15 protein-coding genes are annotated in these 20,212 nt (G+C 35.3%); 11 read left to right on the top strand and 4 right to left on the bottom strand.

Annotation, left to right across the window (positions count from 1 at the left end; translation table 11 throughout):
* Window positions 1-7 precede the first annotated feature (7 nt).
* Entirely contained in the window at window positions 8-1,303 is a 1,296-nt protein-coding gene (locus ACIP9C_RS03125; protein WP_401008526.1) for an opine metallophore biosynthesis dehydrogenase, read from the top strand.
* 13 nt (window positions 1,304-1,316) lie between these two features.
* Here ACIP9C_RS03125 and ACIP9C_RS03120 read toward each other — a convergent pair whose 3' ends face one another.
* Window positions 1,317-1,538 (bottom strand): hypothetical protein, encoded by a 222-nt coding sequence (locus ACIP9C_RS03120; protein WP_401008524.1) that lies wholly within the window; start codon window positions 1,536-1,538, stop codon window positions 1,317-1,319.
* A gap of 610 nt (window positions 1,539-2,148) precedes the next feature.
* Between ACIP9C_RS03120 and ACIP9C_RS03115 the strand changes: the two genes are divergently transcribed.
* The 5 genes from ACIP9C_RS03115 to ACIP9C_RS03095 all read left to right on the top strand — a co-directional run bounded on the left by ACIP9C_RS03115 (window position 2,149) and on the right by ACIP9C_RS03095 (window position 10,184).
* Window positions 2,149-2,658, top strand: a complete 510-nt coding sequence (locus ACIP9C_RS03115; protein WP_401008522.1) for a phage tail protein — start codon at window positions 2,149-2,151, stop codon at window positions 2,656-2,658.
* Between the two features lie 13 nt (window positions 2,659-2,671).
* The gene (locus ACIP9C_RS03110; protein WP_401008520.1) at window positions 2,672-3,172 is read left to right on the top strand and encodes a phage tail protein; all 501 of its coding nucleotides are present in this window, start codon (window positions 2,672-2,674) and stop codon (window positions 3,170-3,172) included.
* A gap of 20 nt (window positions 3,173-3,192) precedes the next feature.
* Window positions 3,193-3,717 (top strand): phage tail protein, encoded by a 525-nt coding sequence (locus tag ACIP9C_RS03105; RefSeq protein ID WP_401008518.1) that lies wholly within the window; start codon window positions 3,193-3,195, stop codon window positions 3,715-3,717.
* Between the two features lie 47 nt (window positions 3,718-3,764).
* Window positions 3,765-8,705: an S-layer homology domain-containing protein gene (locus ACIP9C_RS03100; protein ID WP_401008516.1), complete on the top strand. Its 4,941-nt coding sequence runs from the start codon at window positions 3,765-3,767 to the stop codon at window positions 8,703-8,705.
* 357 nt (window positions 8,706-9,062) lie between these two features.
* Window positions 9,063-10,184, top strand: coding sequence for an ABC transporter substrate-binding protein (locus tag ACIP9C_RS03095; RefSeq protein WP_401008514.1), 1,122 nt, complete (start codon window positions 9,063-9,065; stop codon window positions 10,182-10,184).
* A gap of 97 nt (window positions 10,185-10,281) precedes the next feature.
* Here ACIP9C_RS03095 and ACIP9C_RS03090 read toward each other — a convergent pair whose 3' ends face one another.
* Together ACIP9C_RS03090 and ACIP9C_RS03085 are read right to left on the bottom strand one after the other, a co-directional pair.
* The gene (locus ACIP9C_RS03090) at window positions 10,282-10,956 is read right to left on the bottom strand and encodes an MBL fold metallo-hydrolase (protein WP_401008512.1); all 675 of its coding nucleotides are present in this window, start codon (window positions 10,954-10,956) and stop codon (window positions 10,282-10,284) included.
* On the bottom strand, window positions 10,946-11,587 hold the full coding sequence (locus ACIP9C_RS03085; protein ID WP_401008510.1) for a TetR/AcrR family transcriptional regulator: 642 nt from the start codon (window positions 11,585-11,587) through the stop codon (window positions 10,946-10,948). Before ACIP9C_RS03085 ends, ACIP9C_RS03090 begins: the two co-directional genes overlap by 11 nt.
* A gap of 630 nt (window positions 11,588-12,217) precedes the next feature.
* Here ACIP9C_RS03085 and isdC point away from each other — a divergent pair.
* From isdC to ACIP9C_RS03060, 5 genes are all read left to right on the top strand, one after another.
* Window positions 12,218-12,883 carry a heme uptake protein IsdC gene (gene isdC, locus ACIP9C_RS03080; protein ID WP_401008508.1) on the top strand — a complete coding sequence of 222 codons (666 nt, stop codon included), beginning with the start codon at window positions 12,218-12,220 and terminating at the stop codon, window positions 12,881-12,883.
* 72 nt (window positions 12,884-12,955) lie between these two features.
* On the top strand, window positions 12,956-13,879 hold the full coding sequence (gene isdE, locus ACIP9C_RS03075) for a heme ABC transporter substrate-binding protein IsdE (RefSeq protein WP_401008506.1): 924 nt from the start codon (window positions 12,956-12,958) through the stop codon (window positions 13,877-13,879).
* A 21-nt stretch (window positions 13,880-13,900) separates the two neighbouring features.
* A complete protein-coding gene (locus ACIP9C_RS03070; RefSeq protein ID WP_401008504.1) occupies window positions 13,901-14,869 on the top strand; it encodes a FecCD family ABC transporter permease in 969 nt (322 codons plus the stop codon).
* Between the two features lie 15 nt (window positions 14,870-14,884).
* A complete protein-coding gene (locus ACIP9C_RS03065) occupies window positions 14,885-15,655 on the top strand; it encodes an ABC transporter ATP-binding protein (RefSeq protein ID WP_401008502.1) in 771 nt (256 codons plus the stop codon).
* A 359-nt stretch (window positions 15,656-16,014) separates the two neighbouring features.
* Window positions 16,015-19,164, top strand: coding sequence for an NEAT domain-containing protein (locus tag ACIP9C_RS03060; RefSeq protein WP_401008500.1), 3,150 nt, complete (start codon window positions 16,015-16,017; stop codon window positions 19,162-19,164).
* Between the two features lie 614 nt (window positions 19,165-19,778).
* Here the strand turns inward: ACIP9C_RS03060 and ACIP9C_RS03055 are convergent.
* Window positions 19,779-20,105 (bottom strand): antibiotic biosynthesis monooxygenase, encoded by a 327-nt coding sequence (locus ACIP9C_RS03055; protein WP_401008498.1) that lies wholly within the window; start codon window positions 20,103-20,105, stop codon window positions 19,779-19,781.
* Window positions 20,106-20,212: the final 107 nt, after the last annotated feature.

Below are 20,212 nucleotides of genomic sequence, written 5' to 3'. Positions count from 1 at the left end.
GAAGGCAATGACTGATTTTAATAACGTTTTATTGTTAGGAACCGGTCCAACAGCAATTCAACTAGCTGTGAATGTCAAAAATTATTTTAATAGTAAAGTAGCGATTGCCGGTCGAGAATCTTTCCGTTCCAAGGCTTTCTTTGAAACAGTCATACAGCATCAACATGCACTTAAAGTATATGTACAAAATAAACAACATCAGTCTGTTGCAGGAGAATGTACAATTGATACTTTATTTAAAGGTTATCATTTAGTATCTGGTAATTGGGATACCATTATACTTAGCATTACAACAGATTCTTATTTATCAGTATTAGCACAAATCAATCCTACAGTGTTGAAGAAGGCTAGCTGTTTTATATTGATTTCACCTACATTTGGCTCTAGTCATTTAATCACTAATTTCTTGAAAAATCTATCACCTAAGGCTGAGGTAATTAGCTTTTCAACATATTATGGGGATACTAGATGGATAGATCGTATTCCATCAAATGAAGTATTGACAACAGGCGTTAAGAAAACAGTTTATATTGGCTCAACTTACTTAATATCGGATAGAGTGGCTGAATTATCTAAACTGTTTCGTCATTTAGGGATTCAATTAAAAAAATTAGCATCACCTCTTGAAGCAGAGACAAGAAATATTTCTTTGTACGTGCATCCTCCTTTATTTATGAATGATTTTTCATTAAAAGTAATATTTGATGACAATCGCATAGCGAAGTATGTTTATAAACTTTATCCTGAAGGTCCTATTACTTATACAACGATTCGGTATTTATTAAATTATTGGAAAGAAATGATGGAAATTGTGAAACACTTCAATATTCAGCCTCTCAATCTATTACAGTTTATGGTAGATGATAATTATCCATTACACCCCAAAAGTATAGAAAGACAAGATATAGAGAATTTTAATAATCTTGAGCCCATACATCAAGAATATCTGCTTTATATTCGTTATGCATCCTTATTAATTGACCCATTTTCTATACCAAATGAAAAAGGAAGATACTTTGATTTTTCAGCAGTTCCTCTTAGAGGAATTTTTATAAATCACGACGGAGAATGGGATATTCCTAGAATGCCAAAAGAGGATTATTATCGTGTGAAAATCATCCAAGGGATTGCCAATGCACTAAAATTAAAAACGCCAACGCTTGATCATTTTATACAAACCTATGAAGAAAAACTTCGACAAGTAGTGGCATCATCTGAGGATAAAAACTATTCAGAAGCCTTCCAAATAAAATCTTTTTCACAAGAAATTGAGATGATATATAAGGAGATTAATACTAATTAAAAACATACAAATTTCAGTTTTGGAGGCAAAAGTGAATATATTCAAGACTGATTTGTTTCCATTTATTTTCTGAAGCTATTCCTGCAAAGGTAAATGGTTGTAAAGGAACACCCAGCATCCATGCAATGGCTCGTATTGTCACAAAATCGTATCCTTGTTTAGAAATTAACTTTCCCGATGATTCTACTATCTGCTTTTTTGTTTCTTCTGACCGTTCCTCCTGTTTATTTCCCACTAAATTTCCTATTTCATTTTATGGTAATAATTGGTTGATTTCGCGTCAGCTTTTTATGGAAATTCCAATTAGTAAACCATTGCACGTCACTTGACCAGCTTGCTCTTGAATTTGATGATAATGTTCATTGATTATTAAATAACATGCGAATAACGCTATGCTACTTAACACTAGTGGGACTTGATAGGCCTTATAATTTTTGTCCAGTTAAAGCGTTGACATATTAATGTGAATTAGATGCAGTATAAGAAAAGTCGATTAAAAGGATGAGTAAGCACCCTTTTATCGACTTTTTTATAGCACCTTATTTTTTTAGAAAAGGTGGTTCATCATTTCTGCTTGTAATTTTCTGAACAATGGAAGAAGAAAGAAACTCTTATAGATAGTTAAAGATATTTTTTAATTGTTAATTCTCAAACCATTAACATTTGTCAATATTATTTGGTTTCTTTCTTTAGTATTTTAAAATTGAGTGTACTTTTTGAAAGAAAATGTCTGTCAATCATACAATTTCATACTTTTGTAATGGTGATTACGATCACACATTTTACAGCACTCATTTACTTATATATACAATTTAAATATTGATTCTTAAAGGAAGGTGTTAGTAATGGAACCATATATCGGTGAAATTCGGATGTTCGCAGGTAATTATGCTCCACAAGGATGGAGTTTGTGTAATGGTCAACTATTGTCTATTGCTGAAAATGATGTGCTCTTTTCACTCATAGGTACTACGTATGGAGGGAATGGACAGACGACATTTGCCTTGCCTAATTTTCAAAGTAGAGTCGTCGTACACCAAGGACACAACCCAGTAACGAGCACTCAGTATGTGATCGGTCAGATGGGAGGGGTAGAGTCTGTGACGTTAAATGCATCACAACTTCCAGCTCATACGCATCAAGTAAATGCTTCTTCACTGGAAGGCACAACACCTAGTCCAGAAAATGCGGTATGGGCCAAAAACATGCAATATTCAACCCAACCACCAAATAGCACAATGAATGCAACAATCGTTTCAAGTGTTGGTGAAAATTTGCCGCATGATAATGTAATGCCGTTTTTAACAATTAGTTATATCATCTCGCTTTCTGGTGTTTACCCATCGTTTGAATAGGAGGAATGTAAAAATGAGTGATCCATTTGTAGGTGAAATTAAATTATTCAGCTTTGGACGTGTTCCAAGGGGATGGGCATTATGTGACGGGCAATTACTGTCAATTAATACAAACCAAGCTTTGTTTTCCTTGTTGGGCATAACTTATGGTGGGAATGGAGTTACCACATTTGCCTTACCTGATTTAAGAGGAAGAGTTCCGGTTCATGTAGGGAATGGTGTGACACTAGGACAAAAAGCTGGACAAGAGACACATACGTTAACAAGTAATGAGATGCCAGCACATACCCATGTTGTGACTGCTAGCGCGGAAAGTGCTACGTTGAAAGTAGCTACTGGTAATGTATGGGGAACAACCGCTGTTAATATGTATGCATCGAATCAACTGAATACCCATATGAATGCACAAGCTTTATCTCCAACAGGAAATTCGCAGTCACATCAAAATATGCAGCCCTACAGTGTGGCAAATTATTGCATAGCTTTAATAGGCATATACCCTCCAAGAAATTAATAACAAAGGAAGTGAAAAAAATGTCAGAAGCGTATATTGGCGAAATTAGAATTTTCGGTGGTACTTTTGCACCTCAAGACTGGGCTTTTTGTAATGGACAACTAGTAAATATTCAGTCGAACAGCGCCTTATTTGCCATTTTAGGAACCATGTACGGAGGAGATGGAAAGACAACCTTTGCTTTACCAAATTTAAATGGTCGGGCAGCGATTCATCAAGGAACAGGTGAAGGATTAACGACAAGGAATATTGGCGCAGCTGGAGGATTGGCAACTGTTACATTATTAACAACACAAATGCCTAGGCATAATCATAGTGCTACTTGTAACAATGACCAAAAATCAAATAATGAGCCAACGGGAGCAATATGGACGGAACAACAAGGGAGAGGTTCTCACCCTGTCTATTCTGTTTCAGGGAATACTGCAATGAACGCATTAACTATTGAACCAGCGGGTGGAAGTCACGCACATAATAATATGCAACCGTATTTGGGGGTAAATTTCATTATTTGTTTATATGGAGATTGGCCTCCTAGGACCTAGGTAAGAATTGATCGAAAGGTGTGAAACAACTAAAAAGGAGTACAAAAATGGGGAAAAAGATTTTAATTATAACGCTATGTTCAATGCTAATTACTTTTAGCCAGTTGACAGGGATAAGCTTGATGTCTCCTTTAAAAGTGGAGGCCGCAACTTGCGATACACCCAATTTGCCAAAGTGTACACAAGATTTAACGCAATCATCCTGGCTAAATGATACAACTAATGGCTTTATAGTTAGTGGTATTCCTGAGGATAATGGTTTTGATTTATTAAAGTATAGTGATGGGCAACCATATCCAGCTGGTTATTATATTGATGCAGATGAATTTTCACCACCAAAATCAATAAAAATTTCTGCTGGCGAAGGCTTTACGAATGGTATCTTCGATTTAAAATCATTAAAAATTGATACAATAAATCCACATATGGAAAACGATGCGTTGCGCTTAAAGATTCAAGGGTATGATATAGACGGAAATCCAAAGGGAAATCCCGTAACCTTTAAGACAGTTGCCAATTCGAATCCTATTTATGATATTCCGTTAAATATAGATGGTATTAACTCATTTGTTATTACTGCAAGTGTACAATATATACCAACTGTTTTTGCGGGCATATGGGATATAACATTTACACAATTTACAATTGATATCCCTACCCCAAGTAACCCACCAACCATTACAAATGATGCGATTACGGCCTCAAATATTACGGCATCAGGCGTACAGTTGGACTGGGCTAAAGCATCTGACGATTTAACAACTCAAGGGGATTTACAATACCGTGTCTATCAATCTACTAGTCATAATGTGGATACGGTTAGTAACATTGAATCGAATGGGACAGCTTTAGGAAGCGGTTATGCCAAAGATATTACTTCGTTTATTGTTACAGGTCTCGCCGCCAATACAAAATATTATTTCAATGTCATTGTCGTAGATGGTGATGGCAATAAGAGTGCTTATATGATGCAACAAGTAACAACCGTTGGGTTAAATAAACCTCCAACATCGAGTGATGGAACCGTAAATGTAAATGAAGGTCAAGTGTATACATTTAATAGTACTTCCTTTGCGTTTTCGGATGAAGATGTTGGAGATACGTTGCAAGCGATACAAATTGTTACAATCCCAAATAGCGGACAGCTCTTTATTGATAGCAATAATAATCAGCAAATTGATGCTGGAGAAGCGATTACAAATGGTGTGACTACTATTAGTAAAGCTATTTTAGATACGGGTCAATTAAAATATCTAATAGATAATGGATCCACTTCATCTTTTACATTTAAGGTAAGTGATGGTATTAATTTTAGTACAAGCTATACGATGAATCTAAATGTCGATACAAATCCAACCGTAACAATATCATCAAACCAAAGTAATCTAACAAATAGTAATCCAATTACTATAACAATCGTATTCAGTGAGCCAGTGGTAGATTTTACGGTATTTGATGTAAAGGTTACAAATGGAAATGTATTGTCTATTTATGGGGATGGCACTAGATTTACTGGCATAATATCACCTATTGCGGATGGAGTTGTGAAAGTTAAAATTCCTGAAAAGGTTGTTACGAACAATAATGGTACATTCAATAAAGCATCCAATGAATTACAAATATTCTATGATGCTACACCGCCTACTAATATTGAACTTTCTAATACGATAGTCCAAGAAAAGGCGCCTATAGGTACACCTATTGGGACATTGACAGCAACAGATTCAGGAAGTGCACAAACATTCAGGTTTGCATTACAGTCTGGGGATACAAATTTCTTTACGATTGATGGCAATGTATTAAAGACAAATGCGCTGTTTACCTATGATACGAAAAATAGTTATAGGATAACGATAAGCGTAACGGATCAGGCAGGCAACACGTCTGATAAGGAGTTTACTATCCAGATTACTAAAAATCACGCTCCTACAGGCACTATTCTCATTAATAATGGAGCAGCATATACAAGTTCTTCGAATGTTACTTTAACAATGACGGCAACGGATACAGAAGGAGAAGCGATAGATATGCGCTTTTCAAATGATGGTTCTACTTGGTCCAGTTGGGAGTCAAAAGTGTCTACGAAAAGTTGGACATTATCAAGCGGGGATGGTAGTAAAACCGTTTATATGCAACTAAAAGATACAGCAGGTAATATATCGAATGTATTTTCAGAAACAATTAGGTTAGATACAACGCCTCCATTTATAACAGGGGTTACAAATGGCGGTATTTATAACACTGACGTAACCATTAGCTTTAATGAAGGAACGGCTACCTTGAATGGATCTTCCTTTACAAGTGGCAGCACTGTAACGTCAATTGGAAATTATACGTTGGTTGTAACAGATAGTGCAGGTAATACTTCAACGATTTCATTTGTGATTGATAAAACTCTGCCACAAGCTGTAGAGGTGACGATCAAATCCACTAATTTTGATCCGACAAAGGCTAAGATAGGAGACACCATCACATTAGCAATAAAAACAGATAAAAATATCCAAATACCAACAATTACCATTGCAGGAAAAACTGCTACTGTAAGTGGAGCTGCAACGAACTGGCTAGCGACTCATGTTATAGCCAATGGTGATATTGAGGGAACAGCACCATTTACGATTAATTTTAAAGATTTACTAGGCAATTCGGCAACAGAGGTAAAGAGCGTAACTGATGGAAGCTTCGTCATAGTGGATAGTAAAAAGCCAACTGTAAAAAAGTTGACAATGGCTTCTAATAATGCGAACCCTGCAGTTGCTAAAGTAGGCAATATTATCACTATTGATTTTGAAACAAGTGAGGACATTCAATCGCCCAAAATAGCTATATTAGGACAAACAGCAAATGTAAGTGATAAAGGTGATGGCGATGCTAAAACATGGCAAGCAAACTATACACTAAAGTCAGCAGATACAGATGGACCTATTAACTTTACAATTGATTATCAAGATATAGCGGGGAATGATGGCTCACAGGTTACAGAGATTTCAACAGGAGCAATGGTGGAGTTTGATAAAAAGGCTCCTGAAATAACAACCTATTACCCAGCGCACCTTGCAACTAATGCGCTGCCTACAAGTAATCTCGTGTTAACGTTTAATGAAAAAATCTTACCTGTAGCTAGTAAAAACATTTTCATTCGAAATGCTTCAACTAATCAAATTATCGAAACAATCGGTATTTCACAAGCAAACGTTTCGATCACTAATGAAACTGTGACAATAAATCCTACAGTGAATTTGGACGATAACACCGTTTACAGCATTCAAATTGACGCCGGAGCATTTATGGATTTAGCTGGAAATATGTATGACGGAATTACTAATAATACTACTTGGAGTTTTACGACTAGTGCAATACCAACCTACACCGTTACGTATGACAGTAACGGAGCTGATGGGGGGAAAGTGCCAACAGACTCGAAGCAGTATAAAGGTTACGAAACAATTGCTGTACTCGGAAATAAAGATAATTTAAGAAAAACAGGTTATACATTTGTAGGATGGAATACGAAGGCTGATGGCAAAGGTATTGCGTATAAAGCTGGACAAATGTTTCAAATGGGGAAAGGGAATCTATTATTGTATGCTGAATGGTTTAAAAACGATGTACCAGCAGATGGAGGATCCTTCACACCAAGTACGAACCCTATAGAACCAAATAATCAATTTTTGGTGAATGTTGTAGATCCTAGTATGCCAGATGAGGTACTTATTCAATCAGTATTAACACGTGTATTTCATAACGGCAGTTTCAAAGATACAGTGAATTTTACAGTTGCTAATGCCAACGAGTTCCTTCGCAAATTAGCGAACAAGGAAGAAAAAAGACCTCGACTTATGATTCCCGACATGGAACAACCAGCAAGTGAAACAAAGGTCATACTCGCTCGAGAGGCCGCTAAACGATTACTAGAGGGCAAATCAAATTTTGGCATAGATACGGGACTAGTCAAGATAGATGTTCCTTTTGCTTCAATGAATGATTTCAATGACGATATTTATTTTCGAATGATACCGATAAAAGATGCACTACTGCAAAAAGCCATCGAAGATCGGGCTAAACAAGCAGAATTAGTCTTACAACAAAGTCATGGGGTGAATGTAAAGCTCGTCGGTCAACCAGTAACTATTGACACAAATCTACAAAATCGTCCCGTGACATTGCTATTGCCATTACCTGCGAACCTAACATCAGCTCAGCAAGAAAGTATCATGATTTACGTAGAGCATAGCAATGGAACAGTCGAATTAATTCGTGGGCGTATTGTAGAATTTTCGAAAGGACAAACAGGTATTGTCTTCGATGTACAGCATTTTTCTACTTTTACTTTACTATATGTAGAACAAGGGCAGGAAGAACAACAACAACAACCAGAAGAGGTAGATAGGGCAGTTACTTCATATATACAAGGCTACACAGATGGTACTTTCCGTCCGAATGCATATGTCACACGTGCACAAATGGCAGCAATGCTGGCAAGAAATTTGAGTGACAATGATGTACCAGTAGCATCTCAACTATTTTATGTGGATACAGCTGCTACTTGGGCAAAAAATGAAATTGAGTATATTCGAACACAAAAAATTATGCAAGGACGTCAAGATCGTGTATTTGCTCCGAATGATATGATGACGAGAGCCCAAATGGCAGTTATTGCTGTAAGATGGATAGAACAGCAATGTGCAGAAGCGTCTAAAGAAAACCAGTATTGTCAACTAACAACGAAGGGCGAAACGTACAGTGATGTCGCGCCCACGCATTGGGCAGCAAAAGAAATCGACCGCATTAGCGCAATGGGTATAATGATTGGCTCAGGCGACGGCCAATTTAGACCGGAAGAGAGACTAACACGTGCACAGGCAGTAAAGATACTCAATCGGATTTTTAATCGACCATTACCAACTGAAGAAACGGAACAAATCTTTATAGATATTCCTAGAGAACATTGGGCTTTCTTTGAAATTCAAGCAGCTACAACGAAATGAAAACCAAATGGCAGTAGCAGAGTGTGCACAAGGGATTGTCACTTGCGAACTTCTTTTCACTCAGTCGATCTTGAGCTTTTAAGTCGTCTATAGGCCAAAATAAAAATAGGGCCCTCCTGTTTGATGTAGAGTCAATTATTTTGACATGTATGCATCATACAGGAGGGCTTTTTCTCTTTCCAGCTAATGTTTCTCTCCATTATATTTCTTTGAAAGGTATGTCGAAAAAATTTTTAGGTGAGGGCATTAATATAGTAGAAGGTGTTGACTCTTAGAACGACTATACTGTAGAGTATATAATGATATTGATAATCATTATCAATTAAGTTGAATATAAGATTTTAGGAGTGTAAACAAATGAATTGGAAATATCCATTATCAGCTTTAGCCCTTTCTGCGTTATTAGCCGGCTGTAATCAGTCAGACAATGCAAATAAATCTGCATCGAATGAAACAGTGGAAACGAAAGAAGAGGCAATTATAAAGGACGAGCTAAATCGGAAAGTAACAATCCCAATGAATCCTGACCGTGTTGTAGTAGGGGGCATCCTACCATATTTCTCAACATGGTATATTGCAACGAATTCGACGAAAGAAATCGTTGGTATGCATCCGAACTCTTTTAATGCAGCGTCTCATTCAATATTAAAAGATATTTCACCTGATATATTGAAAGCAGATACATCCTTTATTCAAAATGGGGAAGTGAATATTGAAGAATTGATGAAAGTGAATCCTGAAGTCTATTTTGAGATTGCATCGGATGAAAAATCAATTAATAAATTAGAAGAAGCAGGGGTTCCAACAGTTGCACTCCAAGCAACAGCAGATTCTGATGATCCATTAGAAATTTTAAATCGTTGGTTAACATTAACGGGTGAAATCACAGGGACAACAGATCGCCCCGAACAAATCATCCAAGAAGGTCAAAAGAATCAACAAGAAATTAATGATAAACTAGCCAATGTACAAAAAGAGGATATGCCTCGAGTAATGATTCTTCAATACTATAACGATAAAGAAATATCAGTAGCAGGCTCGAATATGCATGGCAATCGATGGATTAAAGCTACGGGTGGTATAGATGTTGCAGAAGCGGATGTTCAAGGCATTAAGGCAGTCAATATGGAACAAATATATAACTGGGATCCAGATATTATCTACATTACTAACTTTACTGAAACACAGCCTAAAGACTTATTCGATAATTCAATTGATGGCCAAGATTGGAGTCAGCTAAAAGCAGTAAAAAATAAACAAGTGTATAAAGTGCCGCTAGGAATTTATCGCTGGTATCCACCAAATGGAGATGCACCACTTATGTTGAAATGGATGGCACAACACAATCATCCAGAAATATTCGACTATAATATGACCGAAGAAATTCAACATTACTACGCTAAATTTTACAACTATGATGTGACAGAAGAGCAAGTAAAAGATATTTTAAATCCTTCGTCTGAAGCTGCTAAATATTAAGAAAATGCCAAGTGAAAGTGAATTTAATTTTTTTGAGCTACAAAGAGAAGGAAACACCTATCCTCTAATGAAAGGGATTATCCTTCTCTCTCTAATATTAGCTCTCTAATTTTTTTGTCGTTTTTTGAACATATTCTTCTAGTTGATCTGCTGGATGAAATACCGTACTTCCATGACACACTTCTAATCGCTCGGGTTTTAATTCTTTTACAATTAAACTGCTTTGTAATGCTTCTTCCATATAGGGTGTAAACATTGGTGGATGAAGCTTTCCTTTTTTAGAGTTGAAAAGGTCACCAGCTAGCAGTACTTTATCTTTTTCATGATAATAAACAACGTGTCCCGGAGAATGACCGGGTGTTAAATAGGGTGTAAGCCCTGCAATTGTTTGTAACTTTCCATTTGCACTCTCTGTGAGGGGCTGGGCTAATTGCTTAGGCAGGTTGTATTCAAGTTTCTTTCTTTTTGGATAAAGAACTTCACCTTCCATATAAGGAATTTCAATATCGTGTGCGTATACGGGTACTTTATTTTGAGTCAATATTTTCTTTACTGCGCCAACATGATCCGAATGTCCGTGTGTTAAGAGAATCCTACGCAAAGGACCAGCATTTAGCTGCTTGATGAATTTCATAATTCCTTTTGTCATCATCGGCATCCCTGCATCTACTAAAGTGACCCCGTCCTCCTCAATAACTATCCATACATGAATTGGAACAATCATCCACGTCTTTAGGCTCCAGATATGCTCAGAGATTTGTTCAGCCTTCATTGTCATTTCCCCTTTTTAATTTTTCTTTAAAGCCGATAAGAAGAATTTCTATTGCAAGATTAAATGTTGGCGTTAATCTTTCCATTAAAACGTTAAGCGGTTCATGTTGATACGAGTAAGTGCTAAGAATGCCATTAAGGTTGAAGTAATAAATTCGGGAAAAAGCTAATAATTGTTCTTCATTTGAAATAGCAAGACATTCCCGAATTATTTTCTTCATTATTTCAAAGATTTCAATCCGCAGTCTATTTATCTCAAGTTTGGGATCCTCCTCATCTACCCTTGTAGACTTTGCGTTGAAGAAAATATCATACAAATTTCGATTCTGTAGGCAAAAGTGGATATATTCAAGACTGATTTGTTTCAATTTGTTTTCTGAAGATAAAGTACTTAAGCTCGAAAGATACAGAAATTGTTCGTGTAGCTCTTGCAAGGGTGGCATAGAGAGCTGGTGTAATAATTCTTCCTTGTCTTTAAAGTAAAGATAAATAGTTGTATGAGAACATCCCGCATCCTTTGCAATTGCTCGTATTGTCACTGAATCGTATCCTTTTTCGGAAAATAACCTACCTGCTGATTCGACTATCTGCTTTTTTGTTTCTTCAGACCGTTCCGCCTGTTTACTTTTCATTATAGTACCTACTTTCTGTATTTACTAACCAATGGTTATATAATAACCATTGGTTAGTAAACTGTCAATAATTTATGGAAATCCAGATAAGTATCATTAAGAGAAGGGGATGTGATGTGATTAAATTTACGTTTAAATGGAAGAGCTTAATACTTTGAAAAGAATGAGTAGTAGGGAAGAGGATTGTAAAGCTACCAATAGAAAAAGTTACGTTTTTTTGTGAATGTAATTTTATTTTTCAATTTAATAAAATGGTAAGATTGTGGAGAAAAGCACTTACGGGAATCGTTAGTTTACGAAGCAAATAAGAAAAAGGAATCTTCATAAAAAAAGAATTTCCTTTTTTATATGTAATAACAACATTCAAATTTAACAGCGCCTTTTCTTATAGATATGAGAATTAGTACACTTGTTGTTTGCGCGTAAGTTTATTGAAATCCGATTTTACTTATAAATTTATTAAGGAAAAATAATCTATTTTGTATTAGTATTGACAATTAAATGTTTACATATTATTATTTAATTAATGATAATGATTATCATTATCATTAATATGTCGAACACGCAGAATAAAAAGGGGTATTATTTAATATCCCTTTTTATTTACATAGTGTTGATAATGATTATCAATTGAAAGGAGGTTTTACTATCAAAAGGTTATTTTCAGTAATGTTAATTGCATTATTAACAATTTTTGTTACACCTTATTTAGATGCGTCTGCCGCACTTGCAGATGGAAAATACACAATTAATTATCAGGTGAATAAACCAGATTCTTCATCTGCTTCCATTGCAAATGATTATTTTTTAAAGCCTGCGACAATTATAGTTCAAAATGGCACTTCAGTTGTACAAATTAAGATGAAAAAAAGTGCGTGGATAACGAAATTTGAATCGAGTACAGGCGGTAATAAAGTCGTAAGCGAAAATAAGGCAGAGGATACTCGTATTGTCCAATTTGCATTACCTTCTTATACATCAAAAACTGCTGTTACGATGAAGGTGGATATTGATGACTTAAATTATCACCATGAATATACAGTAGATTATGTGTGGGATGCAGCGTCATTGAAAAATGAAGATGGTAGTGCAGTAACAGCTACAACAGTGCAAAATAACACTAACACGACTAAAAAAGATGCTAATACTGGAGTAACAAATACTTCGACAGTAAAAGAAAAAGAAGCAAATCCTCAAACAAGCGATGCTTTTCCAATAGGTATACTTTTATTGTTCGGTGTTAGTGGATTTATCTTATTTAATTTTAAAAAACGAATGAAGGAAGAAATCAATTGAAATATTTTGGAAGCACCCTCATCTACTTCGCTAAGGTAGGAGTAGGGTGCTTTTTAAAAGGAGTGAATGACCATGATAAAAGCTACAAAAGTTAATATTAATAAGTTACATATTGTGGCGCTATGTATTATTTTTGTCGTTCTTTCAGCATGCACTAGTTCAAATAAGAAAAATGAAAGTACGGTAGAAAAAGATAAAGAAGAAAATAATACAACGGTTCAAGATGAAAATCGAATTATTCCAACGACAGTTGCAGTTGCTCACATTTTAGATGCACTAAATTTAGACGTCGTTGCTGTTCCTACGACTGTTTATGATTTACCTAAACGATATGAAGGTTTACCCGAGGTTGGTAGTCCGATGTCACCGGATATGGAAATTGTAAAATCTTTGAATCCAACAGAGGTTTTTTCAGTAACCACTTTGGAGGCAGATTTAAAAAAGACATTCGATGAAGTTGGTATTAATGCTTCCTATGTAAATTTACAGAGCATTGATAATATGAAAGCTGCCATTTTAGAAATAGGGAAAAAGTATAATCGGAGTGATGTGGCAACAAAGTTAGTGTCAGAGCTGGAAGGAAAGATTGCAGCCCTTCGCATGCAAATAGAATCAAAAGAATCCCCTAAAGTTTTAATTTTACTTGGTATTCCAGGTAGCTATTTGGTGGCAACAGAAAATTCGTATATTGGGGACTTAGTGAGAATGGCTGGAGGTCAAAATGTAATGAGCGGGCAAGAACCTGAGTATTTACCGTCTAATACGGAATTTTTACAACAAAGTAATCCAGATATTATTATTCGTCTGGCACATGGATTGCCCGATCAAGTCGTGGAAATGTTTAATGAGGAATTTGCTACAAATGATATTTGGAAGCATTTTGATGCAGTGAAAAACGGACGTGTATATGATTTAGAGGAACCTTTATTTGGAACAACAGCAACGCTTGCAGTACCTCAAGCACTTGAAGAACTGATTAACATTATGTATCCATAATGAGAAATGTAGAGGACTCAGATGAATAAAAAAATTAGTAGTTTTATAGTTGTAAGCTTATTGCTTTTAGTTGTAATTATATATTCTGCAATCACAGGCTCTATTAAAATGGATATTGCAGAATTTATTAGAGCAATATTTGGTGAAGAAAATTCAAATTACGCAGTTATTAAAGATTTACGGTTTCCACGGATTATCGTCGCAATTTTTGCAGGTGCAGGCTTATCAGTTGCCGGGGTATTATTGCAGGCAGTGATGCGTAATCCATTAGCTGATGCAGGTGTAATCGGCATTTCGGCAGGGGCGTCATTTGTACAATTATTAGTCATTACCATATTCCCAATGACGTTTTTCTTCACACCAATATTGGCTTTTTTGGGTGGAGCATTTGCATGCTTTTTAGTATTTATGTTGTCGTGGAAATCAGGCTTAAATCCTTTGAAAATTATTTTAGTAGGTATTGCGATTAATGCGATGTTTACTGGTCTAACAGAAGCGTTTGTTACGCTATGTAGCTATATGAATATAATGGTTGGTGGAGCTGGAGGCTCTAATTTGTCAATGCGAACTTGGAGTGATGTACGTTTAATTTCATTTTATGGTGTTATAGGTTTACTAGCCTCCCTACTAATAGCTTCGTGGTGCAATTTATTGGCTTTACAAGACAAAACAGCAAAGAGTTTAGGCTTTAATGTGACACGTGCACGATTAATTATTGCAGCAATAGCGGTATTACTAGCGGCCATTTCAACTGCTACAGCAGGTGTTATTGCATTTGTTGGGTTATTAATTCCGCATATTTCAAGAAGATTAGTAGGTTCCGACCATAAATGGTTAATTCCATTCTCAGCAGTAGCTGGTGCCTTACTGATTTTGACTGCTGATACGCTAGGCAGAATAGTGGTTGCACCGTTAGAAGTCCCCGCATCAACAATAATGGCGATAATTGGTGGGCCATTCTTAATCTTCTTAATTCGAAAAGATAAGTAAAGAGAGGTGAGTGCATTGGAAGTATCACAAATTAAACTATCTTATGATCAGAGGAAAAATCATTTAGATGGGGTTACGACAACGATTGAAAAAGGGAAGATCACGACGATTATTGGCCCGAATGGTTGTGGGAAATCCACATTACTAAGTGTCATTTCCCGTAATAATATGCCACAACAAGGATCAGTAACGCTAGAACAGAAAGATATAATGGCATACAAGGCAAAGGAATTTGCAAAAAAACTTGCAATTGTTTATCAACAAAACATCGTGCCGCAAGATATCACAATAGAAAAACTAGTTGCTTATGGACGGGTACCTCATCAACAATTGATGAAAAAAGATGTTGAAGAAGATGAGGCAGCAGTAAATTGGGCACTGGCAGCAACAAATTTAACACAAAAACGTACGAGTAAATTGGATGCATTATCAGGTGGTGAACGTCAGCGTGTCTGGATTGCCATGGCACTTGCTCAAAAATCATCTATTCTTTGTTTAGATGAGCCAACAACATATTTAGATATTTTTTATCAAATCGAATTAATGGAGTTAGTGAAGAAGTTGAACAAAGAAAATTCGTTAACAATTGTGATGGTATTGCATGATATTAATCAAGCAATAAAATATAGTGATCATATAATTTTGATGAAAGACGGTAAAATTTTATGTGAGGGATCACCTATAGAAACAGTAACAGCGGAACGTATGAAAGAAGTGTATGGTGTTGAAGTGATTATTCAAACAGATGAAATTGTTGGCACGTATATGATGCCAGTAAGGATTTAGTGGGATTTTTTAGACAAATCATACTATTAACTTCGTAGATTTAATTGTTATTAATTCTTTTGTTTATCTATGGTCTTACTTTTTAAGGATGTTAAAAAAATAATGTCTCGTAACATATCTTTGCTTTCTTGACAATAATAGTATGTGAGTTATAATGAGTGAGAATGAGAATCATAATCAATTAAAAGGGATTGTATACTTTAAAACATCCGGGGAATCAATAGATGTTTTCATGAACTTTAATTGACAATGAGAATTATTCGAGTTTAGGGATAGTACTAGAAAATCTTTTAATATAAAGGAGGTAGAAACGCACAGGATAGGTCAAAATAATTTAAAAAATTCAGGAGGTCAGTGTATTGAAGAAATTTTTGCAATATGTAGCTATGGTAGTGCTGATGTTAGGTGCAATATTACCGGGCTTTGGAATGGAAGTAAGGGCGGAAGAGAATACCGTACCTAGTTGCGCAGTTAACTATTCAGCAAATATCAAAATTCTCAATGAACAACAAACAGCAGATTCAATGATGAATAGCTATGTACAAAAGGAAGCTACTGTTAAGCAAAAAAATGGTCTATATACAATAGACATTACTGTGCCACAAGCAAATACAACATGGTATGAGGATTTTAAGGTTGAATCAGGTGGCGAATTAAAAGCAGCTATTGAAAAAACAACAGACACTAATGGTAACGATATTTACACATTCGTAGTTGATCAATATGCGCAAACAATAAAAGCATGGGTTGATGTTTACATTCCGATGATAAATTATGACCATGACTATATTGTGTATTTAAGTGTTGCCGATGTTACGGAAGTTAATCGTGTGTGTGAAGAAGCACCAGAACAACCAGGACAACCAGAACAACCAGAACAACCAGGACAACCAGGGGATAACACAGAAGAAGTTATCACAAAGAACGTTCCTTTCACATTTTTAACAAATAATAAGACATATGATACGTATTTTAAAAGTTATATTAACTATGCTGATTTAGCTTCAGATGGTGAGGAAAAATATGCATATATTAAACTAACAGGTCACACATATGCATTTACGACACTAAAAGTAGGCAGTGAAAACGGAGAAGACGTAGAAATCGTAAGCTCTGAAGGAGAAGGAAATTCATTAGTACGTGTCATAAAAGTAAAATTAGATGCTGATTTAAAAGCTACAGTTATTATGTCAGGTGACAGATATCCAGCAACGCCGTTTACATTTGATTTTAAACCGGTAAAAGAAACAAGTGTTTATTTACCTGAGCATTTCAACTCAAACAACCAAGTGATTGAGTTTGGACTAACACCTGTCAGCTCTGGTGCACCTGCTCATACAATAATCGCATCACTTTTAGGACAAGCATATGCAACAAAAACAGCAGACAATAAAATAGCTGTAACAATGAATTTAGTTGTAAATGATGCGACGAAGGGCTTTTCTGTAAAACAAGGAAATAAAACAGTTGCAGAGTGGACAGCAGGAAGCACGAAAAGTGTAATTAAATTTACAGTAGATTCTTTAGAAAATTTAGCGTTCACGTTAACAACTGAGCGAAATGGGACCACTTCGGCTATGAGTACGACAGTTGAAAAAGTACTATTAACAGGTGAAATTGCAAAGCAAGAGGATAATAGTTCAGAAGAAAATACCAACGGCAGTGAATCAGGTTCTGGGGAGAACAATAATAATTCAAATACCGGTGGCAATAACAATTCTAACACTGAAAACAATGAACAATCAACTAGTGGGTTATATACAGTGAACTTTACGTTTTTAAATGAATCAGGTACTGGTAGTTCTATTATGAACACATATGTAGATAATCAAGCATATGTAGTGAAAAATGGTTCTTCTTATCAAGTTCAATTAACATTAAAAAATAGTTCATGGATTACTGGATTTACAGTGAATGGTGCAACACCTAGTACGATTAGCGATTCAAATGATGTACGAGTAGTGCAATTTACAGTATCGAGTCTATCTGCGCTTCAAAATGCGTGGGTAAAAGTAGATATTGCAGATCTTAACTATCATCATGACTATAATGTTCTTTTGAAATTTGATGAAGCGTCACTTTCAAAGATTAATGGTAGTACAACATTCCCGAGTACAGGTGGTTCAACTAATAGTGGTTCCACAAATGGAAATCCCACAAATAACGGAACAAACATAAACACAGGTACTACAGTGAACTTTAGTCAAGAGGGAATAGTTAAATTTGAATTTGCTAACAATGCAAAAGAGATAGCTGTATTTTTACAAAAAGCAAAAACAGTATTTGAAAATAACAAATATAAAGTTACGCTTTCAATAAATATTGAAAATAATTTGCAAGGTTTTATTGTGAAACAGAATGGTAAAGAAATTGCGAAATGGTCGAATATAGTAGCTTCATTAGTACCGGTTGCAATTGCAAAAACAACAACACTTTCATTTGAAGCAGATACACTGGATAATCTTGTTTTTGAAGCGGTAACGGCGGATAAGACAATTTCCTCAAATGTAACAGCAACGACGACAAATACAATTGAAAAGAATACACGTCAGTCAATTACGTATAAAATGGAGGCTGATCCAAACGGTAATATGGCTGATTTTATTACAAACTACTTAGCACCATACTTCACGAAAGCTGAATTAGTAACGATTGACGGTAAACGTTACATTGAAATGACATTAATCGGTAAAGCTTATGGTTTTGAAACACTTGCTTATATTGATGGAAATGGTAAGCAACAAAATATCGAAGTGATTAGTTCAACAGGTGAGAAAATGGATCAAGTACGTGTAGTCCGTTTACCATTAGTTCAAGATAGTAATGGCGTTACAAAAATATTTATCGATTCTGGGAGCTTAGGTTATGGGGCGTACACATTATTCTTTACGTTTAATGTGCCAGGTTTAGAGGAAGGAACAAATAACTCTAATAATCCTGATAACCCTAATAATACTATCCAAAATCCTTTTACAGATATCGATAATGTATTCAGTAAGGATGAAATTTTAGCTTTATACGCTGCTGGGATTACAACAGGTACAACAGCCACTACATTTAGTCCAAATAAAAATATAACGCGTGCACAATTTGCAGTGATGATTGCTCGAGCTTTAAATATTCAATCAGCTAAAGCAACTGCGTTTAAGGATGTTAAAGGTCAGTGGTATGAAAATGAAGTACAAGCCCTTGCAGAGGTTGGTATTGTAACAGGTGTAAATGCCACAACATTTAACCCAAATGCAAACATTACACGTCAGCAAGCAGCGGCAATGATATTACGTATGCTTGAATATAAGGGCTACAAAGTAACAGTTGATGAAAATGCTTTATCGTACAAAGATGCTAATAAAGTATTTGACTACGCGAAGCAAGCAGTATCAGAATTACAAGCACTTGATATTATGACGGGCTCTAATGATTATTTAAACCCACAAAGTAATTTAACACGTGCTCAAATGGCGAAGATTTTAAAACGATCTTTACAATTAGTTAATTTAATTGATTAATTTTTAAGTAAGAAACTATTACTATCCCATAAACTTTTTCCGAAAACTAGATGAGGCATCTATACTTCGTGCTCCTATGATGTATTCATCTCGCACAATTGCTGCAGAATCCTCATCCAATAAAAAAATGCAATTCAATTTTAACTTGAATTGCATTTTTTAAACGATTAAAAGCCTAGTTTTATTGAGTTTGGAAGCGACCTAATAAAGTACACTTAAATTCAACTGAGTACTTTTTTAATTTAATTTATGTAAAAATAAGGAAGTATGTAGTTGTTTATTTTCAACCGAGAAGGGGACGTGTTCTAAATTTAAAATTTGGCCAATAAGATAGCTTGCTAAAGTAGAAAAACGCCTAATTTAATTTAGCTGTCAAAACTGTTGTTTATGAGGAAAGACCCACAATAATTTATTGTGGGTGGATTTATAAGAGAATTTTAAAAGCGTTCTTAAACGAATTGAGTTAGAGTGTTAGCCTGTAAACTCGATGAAAAAACGTCTGAGAACGTATAGTTATTATTCTTGTATTTATACTGATATGTGTAATGGTAATCTTGAAGATTAAAGTTGTGATTGGTGCATCTTCAGACTTTTAAGAAATCCATGTACTGAAATTACTTTACTAAAGTTGCAGCAATTTCAGAAATAACAATTCGATTATCTATTATTGGTGATGCTTCGCTGCTTTCTTTGTTACCAATCTCTTCACGTCGGTGTAAATTTTTAAAGTCATCAGATTCGCGCCAAGCTTTGAATTGCTCGACTGTATCCCAGAACATCATAACGTTCATTTCATCGTGATCTTCTGGTTCAGAGCAAACGTTCACTTCAACTTTATTAAAGCCTTCCCAGTTCAATAAAGTTTTATCAGATATAAATAATGGTGCCATTTTATTCGCAAAGCCTTTTTTTACTAAAAAGCGGTTAGTAACTGTAATCATATTTATGACCCCTTTATAATAGTTTTAATTGATATTGATTTTCATTATCAATTAAAACATACATTAATTGGCTGTGCAATAAAAAAATTAAAAAAACAACATTAAAA

The sequence above is a fragment of the Lysinibacillus sp. NPDC093210 genome (assembly GCF_044753985.1).
GTDB lineage: Bacteria > Bacillota > Bacilli > Bacillales_A > Planococcaceae > Lysinibacillus.
Note: the sequence above shows the minus strand (reverse complement) of the source record. Positions and strands in the feature narration are given on the sequence as shown.

Coding starts and splice junctions, on each gene's coding strand:
- ACIP9C_RS03125 (WP_401008526.1), top strand. CDS start 8: ATGACTGATTTTAATAACGTTTTATTGTTAGGAACCGGTCCAACAGCA.
- ACIP9C_RS03115 (WP_401008522.1), top strand. CDS start 2,149: ATGGAACCATATATCGGTGAAATTCGGATGTTCGCAGGTAATTATGCT.
- ACIP9C_RS03110 (WP_401008520.1), top strand. CDS start 2,672: ATGAGTGATCCATTTGTAGGTGAAATTAAATTATTCAGCTTTGGACGT.
- ACIP9C_RS03105 (WP_401008518.1), top strand. CDS start 3,193: ATGTCAGAAGCGTATATTGGCGAAATTAGAATTTTCGGTGGTACTTTT.
- ACIP9C_RS03100 (WP_401008516.1), top strand. CDS start 3,765: ATGGGGAAAAAGATTTTAATTATAACGCTATGTTCAATGCTAATTACT.
- ACIP9C_RS03095 (WP_401008514.1), top strand. CDS start 9,063: ATGAATTGGAAATATCCATTATCAGCTTTAGCCCTTTCTGCGTTATTA.
- ACIP9C_RS03090 (WP_401008512.1), bottom strand. CDS start 10,956: ATGAAGGCTGAACAAATCTCTGAGCATATCTGGAGCCTAAAGACGTGG.
- ACIP9C_RS03085 (WP_401008510.1), bottom strand. CDS start 11,587: ATGAAAAGTAAACAGGCGGAACGGTCTGAAGAAACAAAAAAGCAGATA.
- isdE (WP_401008506.1), top strand. CDS start 12,956: ATGATAAAAGCTACAAAAGTTAATATTAATAAGTTACATATTGTGGCG.
- ACIP9C_RS03070 (WP_401008504.1), top strand. CDS start 13,901: ATGAATAAAAAAATTAGTAGTTTTATAGTTGTAAGCTTATTGCTTTTA.
- ACIP9C_RS03055 (WP_401008498.1), bottom strand. CDS start 20,105: ATGATTACAGTTACTAACCGCTTTTTAGTAAAAAAAGGCTTTGCGAAT.